The organism is Pseudooceanicola lipolyticus (assembly GCF_002786325.1).
GTDB classification, from domain to species: Bacteria; Pseudomonadota; Alphaproteobacteria; order Rhodobacterales; family Rhodobacteraceae; genus Pseudooceanicola_C; species Pseudooceanicola_C lipolyticus.
This window is the reverse complement of the sequence record NZ_PGTB01000124.1, coordinates 1-12,297: the sequence shown is the minus strand read 5'-3', so window position 1 is coordinate 12,297 and position 12,297 is coordinate 1. Positions and strand designations below refer to the sequence as shown.

At 67.6% G+C, this 12,297-nt stretch carries 11 protein-coding genes; 8 read left to right on the top strand and 3 right to left on the bottom strand.

The annotated features are described in order from the left end of the window. The coding region (locus tag CVM52_RS19600; RefSeq protein WP_172721048.1) for an adenylate/guanylate cyclase domain-containing protein at positions 1 to 863 on the top strand (863 nt) is incomplete at its 5' end. Positions 864 to 867: 4 nt separating this feature from the next. On the opposite strand, the gene CVM52_RS19595 is transcribed toward CVM52_RS19600, so the two are convergent. Then, positions 868 to 1,785 carry a LysR family transcriptional regulator gene (locus tag CVM52_RS19595; RefSeq protein WP_100164118.1) on the bottom strand — a complete coding sequence of 306 codons (918 nt, stop codon included), beginning with the start codon at positions 1,783 to 1,785 and terminating at the stop codon, positions 868 to 870. Between the two features lie 124 nt (positions 1,786 to 1,909). Here CVM52_RS19595 and CVM52_RS19590 point away from each other — a divergent pair, with 124 nt between their 5' ends. The 7 genes from CVM52_RS19590 to gltX all read left to right on the top strand — a co-directional run bounded on the left by CVM52_RS19590 (position 1,910) and on the right by gltX (position 11,417). Beyond that, on the top strand, positions 1,910 to 3,517 hold the full coding sequence (locus tag CVM52_RS19590) for an ABC transporter substrate-binding protein (RefSeq protein WP_100164117.1): 1,608 nt from the start codon (positions 1,910 to 1,912) through the stop codon (positions 3,515 to 3,517). A 1-nt stretch (position 3,518) separates the two neighbouring features. Next, entirely contained in the window at positions 3,519 to 4,544 is a 1,026-nt protein-coding gene (locus CVM52_RS19585; protein WP_100164116.1) for an ABC transporter permease, read from the top strand. After that, positions 4,541 to 5,413: an ABC transporter permease gene (locus CVM52_RS19580; protein WP_100164115.1), complete on the top strand. Its 873-nt coding sequence runs from the start codon at positions 4,541 to 4,543 to the stop codon at positions 5,411 to 5,413. The genes CVM52_RS19585 and CVM52_RS19580 overlap by 4 nt, the downstream gene beginning before the upstream one ends. Before the next feature lie 55 nt (positions 5,414 to 5,468). Beyond that, positions 5,469 to 7,127 (top strand): dipeptide ABC transporter ATP-binding protein, encoded by a 1,659-nt coding sequence (locus CVM52_RS19575; protein WP_100164114.1) that lies wholly within the window; start codon positions 5,469 to 5,471, stop codon positions 7,125 to 7,127. Further along, positions 7,117 to 8,517 carry an allophanate hydrolase gene (gene atzF / locus CVM52_RS19570; protein WP_100164113.1) on the top strand — a complete coding sequence of 467 codons (1,401 nt, stop codon included), beginning with the start codon at positions 7,117 to 7,119 and terminating at the stop codon, positions 8,515 to 8,517. Before CVM52_RS19575 ends, atzF begins: the two co-directional genes overlap by 11 nt. Before the next feature lie 122 nt (positions 8,518 to 8,639). Then, the gene (locus tag CVM52_RS19565) at positions 8,640 to 9,968 is read left to right on the top strand and encodes an NAD(P)/FAD-dependent oxidoreductase (RefSeq protein WP_100164112.1); all 1,329 of its coding nucleotides are present in this window, start codon (positions 8,640 to 8,642) and stop codon (positions 9,966 to 9,968) included. A 120-nt stretch (positions 9,969 to 10,088) separates the two neighbouring features. Then, entirely contained in the window at positions 10,089 to 11,417 is a 1,329-nt protein-coding gene (gene gltX / locus CVM52_RS19560; protein WP_100164111.1) for a glutamate--tRNA ligase, read from the top strand. Between the two features lie 19 nt (positions 11,418 to 11,436). Here gltX and CVM52_RS19555 read toward each other — a convergent pair whose 3' ends face one another. Both CVM52_RS19555 and CVM52_RS19550 read right to left on the bottom strand, forming a co-directional pair. Continuing rightward, positions 11,437 to 12,012: a gamma-glutamylcyclotransferase family protein gene (locus CVM52_RS19555; RefSeq protein ID WP_100164110.1), complete on the bottom strand. Its 576-nt coding sequence runs from the start codon at positions 12,010 to 12,012 to the stop codon at positions 11,437 to 11,439. A gap of 80 nt (positions 12,013 to 12,092) precedes the next feature. Further along, positions 12,093 to 12,297: hypothetical protein (locus CVM52_RS19550; protein ID WP_133119903.1), on the bottom strand; the 205-nt coding region annotated here is incomplete at its 5' end.

Sequence of the window (12,297 nt, the reverse complement as noted above, 5' to 3'; positions counted from 1 at the left end):
CGGTGGCGGTGGTGGGCTGGGCCGGGGCGCTGGCCTGTCTGCCGCTGATCCTGTCTGCCGGGCTGCTGGCGCTGGGGATCTGGTTGCCCCCGGCCGGTGCGGCGCTGGCCGCGCTGCTGGCCGGGTCGGGGCAGACGGTGTATGACTATGCCCGCGCCCGCCGTGCGCGGGCCGAGATCATCCGCAGTTTTGGTCAATATCTGGCACCGGAACTGGTGCGCCAGCTTGCCGAGAACCCCGAAGCGCTGCGGCTGGGGGGTGAACGGCGGGTGCTGACGGTGCTGTTCTGCGACCTGCGCGGCTTTACCACCCTGTCGGAGCGGATGAAGGACCGGCCCGACTTGCTGACCACCTGGCTGAACGAGGCAATGGAGGTGCTGGCGCGCGCGGTGGTGGACAATGGCGGCATGGTCGACAAGTTCATCGGTGATTGCGTCATGGCGCTGTGGAATGCGCCGGCCGACGACCCCGACCATGCGCCGCATGCGCTGGCCGCCGGGCGGGCGATGGTGGCGGGCATTGCCGAGCTTTCGGCGCGGATCGGCGCCGAGGGGCATGACGTGACGCTGGCCTGCGGTGTCGGCATCAATACAGGCGAATGTACCGTCGGCAACATGGGCTCGTCCTTGCGATTTGACTATACCGCCATCGGCGACCCGGTGAACCTGGCCTCGCGGCTGGAGGGGCTGACGAAGAGTTTTGGCACCCCGATCCTGATCGGGTCGGCCACCGCGCGCGCCCTGGGCAACGAGGATCTGGTGGCGCTGGGCCGCGCGCCGATCAAGGGGCGCAGCGAGGAGGAAGAGGTGTTCACCCCGCGCGAGATGCATGTCAGGGCCGCGCCGGTGGCCGCGCGGACCTGAGCGGCTAGGGCAAGCCGGTCCCCGGAGATGCCAGGGTTTCCAGCGCTTGCGCCAGTTGCAGGGCAAAGCGCGCCGAGGCCACCGGCAGGGTGCGGCCGCGGCGCTGCCCCAGGATCAGGCCGCCCGCCGGCACGTCGCGTTCCGAGACCGGGCGGAATACCAGCGCGCCGTCATCCGGCGCCTTCAGCCCGATCGGAATCTGAAAGCCGATGGCGTTTTCATGCAGCACATAATGCCGGATCAGGTCGAAACTTTCGGTTTCGATCACCGGCCGGAAGTCGCGCGAGCGCCGGCGCGCGGCAAAATCCAGCAGATAGCGCACGCCATAGATCTTGGCGGGGGCCACATGTTTGCTGTCCAGGCATTCGCTGAGGCGGATTTCCTGTTTGGCGGCAAGCGGATGGTCGGCGGCCATCACCACATGCACCCTCTGCGGCAGGATGTGCAGCACCTCGAAATCAACCAGGTAGATCGGTTCGAACACCAGCGCCAGGTCGCTGGCGTAATTGGCCAGCTCCTGTTCGGCCTGGGCGCGGTCGCGCACGTTGACGGTGAAGGTCACGCCGCCATGTTCCTTGCGATAGCGCGCGATCTGTTCGGGCAGGAAATAGGGCAGCACCGCCTGGCTGCAGGCCAGCGAGACATGGCCGCGCCGTTCGCCTGACAGGTCGGCCACCTGGCTTTGCACCCGCGCCAAATCGGACCGGGTGGCGCGGTAATGGTGCAGCAGCAGCTCTCCGGCCGGATTCAGGCGCACGCCGCCGGGGGTGCGTTCGAACACGTCAAAGCCCAGTTCGGCCTCCAGCCGCCGGATCCGCCGGTTCAGCGCCGAGGCGGTGATATTGGCATCTTCCGACGCCTTGCGCATCGATCCGGCCCGCGCCACCGCCTCGATCAGACGGAAAGTTTCCAGATGGCGCATCGGCCCTCCTGCTGTGTGTGACATTTTTTGCACCGCCTGTGTGAAATCTTAGCATTTTTCGCAAAACGCAGGAAGGCGCATAGTTGCTGCAGCCTTCCCCTGCCTCGAAGACGGAACCTTTGCCATGCAGCCCAACAGACGAACCTTTCTCAGCACCGGCGCCGCCACCCTGGCGATGCTGCCCTTTGCCCGCGCCTTGCCGGCCCATGCCGCAGGCGGCGACACGCTGGTGGTGGTCAGCGGCCAGACCATCAACAGCCTCGATCTGCACCGCACCGGCACCAACCGGGCGAGCTACCAGATCGCGGTGAACTGTTATGACCGGCTGGTCACCTTCGGCACCAAGGACGCCCCCGGCGGCGGCCTGTCCTATGATTATTCCCGCATCGAACCGGAACTGGCCGAAAGCTGGACCATTTCCGAGGACGGCCTGACCCTGACCTTCAAGCTGAAGCCCGACGCCACCTTTCAGGACGGGTCGAAAGTGACCGCGGCGGATGCGAAATGGTCCTTCGACCGCGCGGTCAGCGTCGGTGGCTTCCCCACCACCCAGATGAAGGCCGGTGGCCTGAACCGGCCCGAGCAATTCACGGTGGTGGATGACGAAACCTTTGTGGTCACGCTGGACCGCCCGTCGAAACTGTCGCTGCCCGACCTTGCGGTACCGGTGCCGTTTATCATCAACTCCACGCTGGCCCAGGCCAATGCCACCGCCGAGGATCCCTGGGCCACCGAATACCTGCACAAGAACACCATCGGCTCCGGCGCCTTCAAGGTGGTCCGCTGGGACCAGGGCCAGCAGGTGGTCTATGAGCGCAACGAGGCCTGGACCGGCGGCCCGGTGCCGCCGGTGCGCCGCATCATCGTGCGCGAGGTGCCCTCGGCCGCGACCCAGCGCGCGCTGGTCGAACGCGGCGACGTGCAGGTTGCCTTCGACATTCCCGACAAGGACGCTGCCGAACTGGCGGAAAAACTCACCGTGTTCTCGACGCCGATCGAAAACTGCATTCACGCGCTGTGCCTGAATTCGAATTTCGAACCGTTCCAGGACGCCAATGTGCGCAAGGCGGTGGCCTGGGCGGTGCCCTACGAGGCGATTTTCAACGCCGCCGCCTATGGCCGCGGCGCGCCGCTGTGGGGCGGCTCGGAAGAGATCACCGACATTTCCTGGCCGCGCCCGTCGCAATATGCAACCGACATGGAGAAGGCGGCCGATTATATGGCGCAATCGGCCTTTCCCGACGGGTTCGAAACCACGCTGTCGATCTCGACCGACCTGGCCTATTGGATGGAGCCTGCCGCGCTGCTGATCCAGGAGTCACTGGCCAAGATCGGGATCACCGCGACGCTGGAAAAGATCCCCGGCGCCAACTGGCGCACCGCGGCGCTGGTGGAAAAGACCCTGCCGATGCATCTGGAGAATTTCGGCGGCTGGCTGAACACGCCTGATTACTATTTCTTCTGGGCCTATCAGAAGGACAAGCTGTTCAACTCGTCGAATTACTACAACGAAGAGGTCGAACGGCTGACCGACGAGGTGCTTCACGTCGCCATGGACGATCCCGACTATGCGCCCAAGATCGCGCGCATGTTCGAAATCGTGCTGGAGGACCTGCCGCGCATCCCGCTGTATCAGCCGGCGCTGAACGTCGCGGTGCATGGCGCCGACGGCTATCAGTTCTGGTTTCACCGGCAGCTGGACATCCGCAGCCTGAAAACGGTGGAAAGCTGAGATGCAGGGGCGCTGGGGCGCGGTGAGCGGCCGAATCCTGCAGGCGATTCCGGTGCTGGTTGGCGTGGTGGTGATTTCCTTCCTGCTGACCCGCGCGCTGCCCGGCGATCCGGCGGTGCAATTCGCCGGTGCGATGGCGACCGAGGACTCGATCCAGCAGGTGCGCGAGGCGCTGGGGCTGGACAAGCCGCTGCCGCAGCAGTTCCTGATCTATGTCGGCCAGCTGTTGCAGGGCGACCTGGGCCGCTCGGTTTCGACGGGCCAGCCGGTGGCCGCCGACCTGGCCCAGCGCCTGCCGGCCTCGCTGGAACTGACGCTGACGGCGCTGATCCTGTCCTGCGCGGTGGCGATCCCGTTGGGCATCCTCGCCGCCACCCGGCCGGGCAGCTGGATCGACCAGCTGTGCCGGGTGCTGGTGACCGCCGGCGTGTCGCTGCCGACGTTTTTCACCGGTATCGTTCTGATCTACGTGTTCTACTACCTGCTGGGAATCGCGCCCTCGCCGCTGGGCCGGCTCGATTTCATCTATCTCGACCCGCCGCGCGTCACCGGGTTTTTCCTGATCGACGCGGCGCTGGACGGGGATGGCGCAACCTGGGTCGGCGCGCTGAAACAGCTGATCCTGCCGGCAATCACGTTGGCGCTGTTCACCCTGGCGCCGATTGCGCGGATGACCCGGGCGGCGATGCTGTCGGCGCTGTCGGCCGATTACATCCGCACCGCCCGCGCCGCCGGGCTGGGGCGCGGCAAGGTGTTGTATGGCTATGCATTCCGCAACGCGCTGCTGCCGGTGGTGACGACGCTGGGCATGGTGTTTTCCTTCGTGCTGGGCGCCAATGTTCTGGTGGAAAAGGTATTTGCCTGGCCCGGCATCGGCTCTTACGCGGTCGAGGCGCTGGTGCTGTCGGATTACGCGGCGGTGCAGGGCTTCGTGCTGGCGATGGCGTTGCTTTTCGTGCTGCTGAACCTGGTGATCGACCTGGCCTATTCGGTGATCGACCCGCGTTTCGGGAGCGCCGCGCAATGACCGAGGCCCACCTGACCCCCGCCCGGTCCGGCACCGTGGCGCATATCCTCTACGTGCTGCGCGAAAACCCGGTGACGGCGCTCAGCTTTGCCCTGTTCGGGTTTTTCCTGCTCTCGGCGCTGATCGGGCCGCTTCTGGTGCCCTATGATCCGCTCGCCACCCATGCCGACCGGGTGCTGTCGCCGCCCTCGGCGCAGCACTGGTTCGGCACCGACAATCTGGGCCGCGACGTGTTCTCGCGGGTCGTCGTCGCCACCCGGCTGGACCTGGTGATCTCGGTTGCCGCGGTGGCGCTGTCCTTCGCGATCGGTTCGGTGCTGGGCGCCATTGCCGGGTATCGCGGCGGCTGGACCGACACCGTGCTGAACCGCTGCCTCGACACCATCATGGCCTTCCCGCTGTTCGTGCTGGCCATGGGCATCGTCGCGGCGCTGGGCAATTCGGTGGCCAATATCATCTACGCCACCGCGATCATCAACATCCCCTTCTATGCCCGCCTGGTCCGGGCCGAGGTCAATATCCGCCGCGAGGCGGGCTTTACCCTGGCCGCCAAGCTGGCCGGCAATTCCGATGCCAGGGTGCTGGCCTTCCACATCTTTCCCAACGCGCTGCCGCCGATGATGGTGCAGGTCTCGCTCAATCTCGGCTGGGCCATTCTCAATGCCGCCGGCCTGTCCTTCATCGGCCTCGGGGTGCGCCCGCCGACCCCGGAATGGGGCATCATGGTGGCCGAGGGCGCCAATTACATCGTCTCCGGCGAATGGTGGCTGGCGCTGTTTCCCGGCCTGTGGCTGATGCTGGCGGTGTTCACCTTCAACCTGATGGGCGACGGGCTGCGCGATATTGTCGATCCGCGCCGCAGAACCTGAACGCCGATGCGCCAAACTCCGAACCCCGGCCTGCCAACCCCCGAAAGGACCTGTCATGCTGTCGATCGATGATCTCCAGGTCGCCTTCAAGACCCGCCGCGGCGAAGTCGACGCCGTCAAGGGCATCTCGTTCCAGCTTGCCCGGGGCGAACGCCTCGGCATAGTCGGCGAATCCGGCTCGGGCAAATCCGTCACCTCCTATGCGCTGATGCGCATTCTCGATGCCGGCGGGCGGATCAAGGCGGGCGGCGCGGTCTATTCCGGCATCGACCTGCGCAAGGCCAGCGAAAGCACCATGCGCGACATTCGCGGCCGCGAGATCTCGATGATTTTCCAGAACCCGCGCGCGGCGCTGAACCCGATCCGCAAGGTCGGCCACCAGATCGAGGACGTGCTGCGCCAGCATGCCCGCGCCACCCGGCAGGATGCCCGGCAAAAGGCCATCGCGGCGCTGGAGGCGGTCAAGATCCGCGATGCCGCTGCCCGCTATGAGGCCTATCCGTTCGAATTGTCGGGCGGCATGTGCCAGCGCGTGGTGATCGCCATCGCGCTGGCCTGCGACCCCAAGCTGCTGATCGCCGACGAGCCCACCACCGGGCTGGACATCACCACCCAGAAGGCGGTGATGGATCTGGTCGACGGGCTGGTCAGGGACCGCGGGCTGTCGTCGATCCTGATCACCCACGATCTCGGGTTGGCCTCGCAGTATTGCGACCGCATCGTGGTGATGAAGGATGGCCTTATTGTCGAGGCGGGCGAGCCGCTGCGCCTGTTCACCGCGCCGCAGCACCCCTATACGCAGAAACTGGTCGATGCCACGCCGCGGCGCGACGTGACGATCCGGGCGTTGCTGCCGGCCGAGGCGCGCACGCCGCTGGCGCCGCATGTGGTTGCGCCCCAGCCGCTGTTGCAGGTGAAGGGTCTGACCAAGACCTATGCCGGAAAATCCGGCCCGGTGCACGCGGTGAAGGGCAGCGATTTCACCATCCACCAGGGTCAGAGCGTCGGGCTGGTGGGCGAATCCGGCTGCGGCAAATCCACCACCTCGTCGATGCTGGCGCGGCTGCTGGATGCAAGTTCGGGGCAGATCCTGTTCCGGGGCGAGGATCTGGCCAGGATCCCCGCCGCCGCGTTTGCCCGCCACCCGCTGCGCGCCCGGATCCAGATGGTGTTCCAGGATGCCACCGACAGCCTGAACCCGCGCCATTCCGCCTGCCAGTCGATTGCCGAGCCGCTGAAGCGGATGACCGGCCTGCGTGGCGCCGCGCTGGCGGCGCGGGTGGCGGAACTGGCCCGGCTGACGGGCTTGCCCGAACACCTGCTGGACCGGTTTCCGCATCAGCTGTCGGGCGGGCAGAAGGCGCGGGTGGGCATTGCCCGCGCCATCGCGCCGGAGCCAGATTTCCTGATCCTGGACGAACCCACCGCCGCGCTGGACGTGTCGATCCAGGCGGTGGTGCTGAACCTGCTGGCCGATCTGCGTGCCAGACTGGGGATGAGCTATCTTTTTGTCTCCCATGATCTGAACGTGGTGCGGCTGCTCTGCGATCATGTCATCGTCATGAAGGGCGGCGAGATCGTCGAGGCCGGCCCGGTGGCGCGGGTGATGGACGCGCCGGCCCACCCCTATACCCGTGACCTGCTGTCCGCCGCGCCGCAGGCGCCGGTGGCGGCCACACCCGAACTTCCGGAGATCCGCCTGCATGCTGTCTGACCTGCCCACTCCCTTTGCCAGCCTGCGGGCCGCCTATGCACGCGGGCGGTCCCCCGTCGATGTGATCGCGGATGCTTTTGACCGCCTCGACCAGGTCGGCGACCCCGGCATTTTCCTGCATGCGGATCGCGACGGGGCGCTGGCGGCGGCGCGGGCGCTGGACCCGGCGCAGGATCTGCCGCTATGGGGTATCCCCTTTGCGGTGAAGGACAATATCGACGTGGCGGGCCTGCCCACCACCGCCGCCTGCCCGGATTTTTCTTATGTCGCCGAAGCCGATGCCGCGGCGGTGGCGCGGCTGCGCGCCGCCGGGGCGATCTGCCTGGGCAAGACCAATCTCGACCAGTTCGCCACCGGGCTTGTCGGCACACGTTCGCCCTATCCGGTGCCGAAGAACGCGCTGGATCCCGCGATTGTGCCGGGCGGTTCCTCCTCGGGCTCGGCGGTGGCGGTGGCGCATGGCATCGCAGCCTTCGCGCTGGGCACCGACACGGCGGGGTCGGGGCGGGTGCCGGCGGCGCTGAACGGGATTGTCGGGCTGAAACCGACGCTGGGCGCGGTTTCGGCACGCGGCATGGTGCCGGCCTGCCGCACGCTCGACACCATTTCGGTCTTTGCCGCCACGGTGGCGGATGCCGAGGCCGCCTTTGCGGTGATGCGCGGCTTTGACGCGACGGATGCCTATTCGAAACCGCTGCCGCCGGAACCGGCCATCGGGACGGTGCCCGCCGGGCTGCGCATCGGCGTGCCCGATGCAGACACGCTGGAGACCTGCGGCGACACGGTGCAGGCCGGCGCGTTTCACGCCACGCTGGAACTGCTGCGCCAGCAGGGCGCCACCATCGTGCCGAAGGATTTCAGCCCATTCTACGCCACCGCGCAGATGCTGTATGAAGGTGCCTGGGTGGCCGAACGCTGCGCCGCGGTGGGCGAACGTCTGACCCGGTCGCCCGAAACGCTGCATCCGGTGACCCGCGCCATCCTGGAACCGGGCCTGGCGCTGACCGCGGTGGATGCGTTTCGCGGCCAGTACCGCCTGGCCGAACTGCGCCGGGTTTGCGAGCAGGCGCTGGCGGCGGTCGACCTGCTCTGCGTGCCCACCATCCCCTGTTTCGTCACCCTGGCCGAGGACCGCGACGACCCGATCGGGTATAACGCGCGGCTGGGCACCTATACCAATTTCGTCAACCTGCTGGACATGGCCGGGATCGCCGTGCCCACCGGGCGGCGCGCCGATGCGCGTCCGGCCTCGTGCACCTTTCTCGCGGGGCAGGGGCGCGACGGGCTGGTCGCGGCGGTGGCAAAGCGGGTGGAAGACCGTGCCTGCCTGCCGGCGCCGCGCACCCTGTCCGACAGCGCGGCGCGCCCGGTCAGTGGCGCACGCGCCTGAAAACCCCCGCGCAGGGCCGGGTTCGGCCCGATGCTGTGGCTTATTTCCACCTGTGCCGGACGGAATGCACCGCGGCGCCGATCACGCTGGACCGGCTGCGGGACGCATGACTAGATGGCGCCATGCCGGGGCCTGCTGCCACTCCGTTCGACACTGATCACCGTCTGCCCGAAAGGGTGGACGTCGTTGTCATTGGCGGTGGCATCATCGGAACGTCTGCGGCGCTGGAACTGTCCGAGCGCGGGCATTCGGTGCTGCTGTGCGAGAAGGGCCAGATCGGCGGCGAGCAATCCAGCCGCAACTGGGGCTGGGTCCGCATCGCCCGGCGCGACCCGCGCGAGATCCCGCTGATGGTCGAGGCGATCCGCCTCTGGGAAGGGCTGGACGCGCGGCTGGGCCGCAAGACCGGCTATGCCAAATGCGGCATCCTGTTCAGCTGTGCCTCGGAACGGGCGCTGGCCCAGAACGAAAGCTGGACGCGCCATGTGCAGGCGCACCAGATCGAAAGCCGGATCATCCGTGGCGCCGAGCTGGACGCGGTGCTGCCCGGCCACCGGATGAAGCTGAAAGGTGCGCTTTATACGCCTGAGGATGGCCGGGCCGAGCCGCAATGGGCGGCGCCGGCGATTGCCGAAGGCGCCCGCGCCGCCGGGGCGGTGGTGATCACCGGCTGCGCGGTGCGCAGCCTCGACCTTGAGGCCGGGCGTGTCGCCGGGGTGGTGACCGAAAAGGGCCGGGTGAAATGCGGCGCGGTGCTGCTGGCCGGTGGCGCCTGGTCGCGCCTGTTTGCCGGCAATGCCGGTACCTGGCTGCCGCAGCTGAAGGTGCAGAACACAGTGATGCGCACCACCGCGATCGAGGGACCGGCGGCGTCGCTCTGGGCCGACGGGTTTTCCCTGCGCAAGCGCGCCGATGGCGGCTATACCGTGGCCTCGGGCAGCGAGAATATCGCCGATCTGGTGCCCGACAGTTTCCGCCTGGCGCGCGCCTTCCTGCCCGCCTTTGCTGCCGAGTGGCGGTCGCTGCGCTTCCGTCTGTCGGGCCGCTGGCGCGAAGAGGCGGGGCAGGCGCGGCGCTGGCGTCCCGACCAGATCACCCCGTTCGAAAATTGCCGCATCCTGGACCCGGCGCCGACGCCGCGGATGCTGCGACGCAGCTGGTCGGCGCTGTGCCGGGCCTTTCCGGCCTTTGCCCAGGCCGATGTGGTGCAAAGCTGGGCCGGGATGATCGATGTGACGCCAGATGCGATCCCGGTGATCTCCGAAGTGCAGGATGTGCCCGGATTTTTCATCGCCACCGGGTTTTCCGGCCACGGTTTCGGCATCGGGCCGGGGGCCGGGCGGCTGGCGGCCGACCTGGTGGCGGGCGACGCGCCGGTGGCGGACCCCTCGGCCTTCCGGCTGTCCCGCTTTACCGATGGCAGCCGGGTGCGGCCGGATTCGGGGTTTTGAGGCGGGAAGGTTGCGCAAGACGTTGGCGCAGCCGGGCCAATGGCGGACCCACCGTTCACCGCGCAAACTGGACAATTCGCGGAGGCTGTGACAAGGGAGCGCTCAAGCCGGAGATCGCCCATGACCACCACTCGTTTCGCCCCGTCGCCCACGGGATATATCCATATCGGCAACCTGCGCACCGCGCTGATGAACTTTCTCATCGCGCGCCAGTCGGGCGGCGAGTTCATCCTGCGCATCGACGATACCGACCCGGAGCGGTCGAAAGAGGAATATGTCGAGGCGATCAAGGAAGACCTGACCTGGCTGGGCCTGCAGTGGGACCGGATCGAGCGGCAGTCGCAGCGGCTGGAGCGCTATGCCGAGGTTGCTGAGCAGATGCGCGGCATGGGGCGGCTGTATGAGGCCTTCGAGACCCCGACCGAGCTGGACCTCAAGCGCAAGAAACAGCTGAACATGGGCAAGCCGCCGGTCTATGACCGTGCCGCGCTGGAGCTGAGCGATGCGCAGCGGATCGAGCTGCGCGCCGAGCGGGGCAGCGGCGTGTGGCGGTTCCTGCTGGATCACGAGCGCATCGAATGGACCGATGGCATTCTGGGCGCTATCTCGATCGATGCGGCCAGCGTGTCGGACCCGGTGCTGATCCGCATGGACGGGCAGGTGCTGTATACCTTCGCCTCGGTGGTCGACGATATCGACATGGGGGTCACCCATATCGTGCGCGGGTCGGACCATGTGACCAATACCGCGACGCAGATCCAGATCATTCAGGCGCTGGGCGGTGCGGTGCCGCAATTCGCCCATCACTCGCTGTTGACCGGGCCGCAGGGCGAATCGCTGTCCAAGCGGCTGGGCACGCTGTCGTTGCGCGACCTGCGTGCGCGCGGGGTCGAGCCGATGGCGCTGCTGAGCCTGATGGCGCGGCTGGGCTCGGCCGATCCGGTGGAATTGCAGACCGAGATGTCGCGCCTGATCGAGGGGTTCGACATCACCCGCTTTGGCGCCGCGCCGACCAAGTTCGACGCCGAGGACCTTTTCCCGCTGACCGCGCATTACCTGCAGTCGCTGCCGCTGCACGCGGTGCGCGCACATATCGATGCGCTGGGCGTGCCGGCCGACAAGGCCGAGGCGTTCTGGCTGATGGCGCGCGACAACATCACCACCCTGGGCGACCTGGGCACGTGGTGGGAGCTGTGCCGTGACGGTGCCGAGCCGCTGGTGGCCGAGGAAGACGCGGAATTCGTCGCCGAGGCGCTGACGCTGCTGCCGCCGCAGCCGTTTGACGGCGACAGCTGGTCGAACTGGACCGGCGCGGTGAAACAGGCGACCGGGCGCAAGGGCAAGGGCCTGTTCATGCCGCTGCGCAAGGCGCTGACCGGGCGCGAGCGCGGGCCGGAAATGGCCGCGCTGATGCCGCTGATGCAGGTGGTGCGCGCGAAACAGGGCTAGCAGCCGGGCGCGGCGCGGGTCACTCCGCCGCCACGATCCGCACGCCCAGCGCCGCCAGGCGCTCATCGACAAAGGCGGTTTCGTCGGCCGACAATTGCTGGTGGCGCGGATAGCGCGGCTCGGCCCGGTCGTTCAGGATGGTCAGGTCCCAGCCCTCGGTGGTGGCAAAGAAGCGGTCGGCGCCGGCGGTGCCGAATTCGCGCAGATAGCCCTGCACCACCACGTCGACATAGCTGAGCAGGATCGGGTAGTCGCTGGTCTCGCCGCTGTGGCGGTGATCCGGCACCGCGTAGACGGCGATGTCCAGAACGCCCTCGACCGGGTGCGAGACCGCATCGCTGGCCGGCACCCGGTCATAGGCCCATTCCCGTTCGTCCAGCGCCGCCCAGTCGGCACCGGGAACGCGGGCGATCATCCCCTCGATGGTGCAGCCGGCGTCGGGGATGGCAGTCAAAAACGCCACCTGGCGCAGATCGGTATGGCGCCAGGCCCGGCGCCAGCCGGTGAGGGTGGCGGGGCGCGGATCGGCAAAATCGTGGGTGGCGCGGTTCACCAGGCTGCCATAGCCAAAGAAATAGGGGTCGGTTGGGGGCATGTCGAAGCGGTGTCACCCTGGCGGTTCGGAATTGCGCCCTGTCAAACCGGCTTTTGCGCCGATTTGCAACCGCACCCGGCCTATTCGCGCGCGCGCAACACCCGCGCCGGGCGCGCCGCCAGCGGCCGCCAGGCAAACAGCAGGCTGGAAATCAGCGTCGCGACGATGCCGCCGCAGACGATGCCCAGCGCCGAGGGCCAGATCACCGCATAGGGGGTGTCGAAAACAAAGGCGCTGACCGCCCAGCCGCCGGCGATGCCGGCGGCCAGCGCGACGATGCCGGCG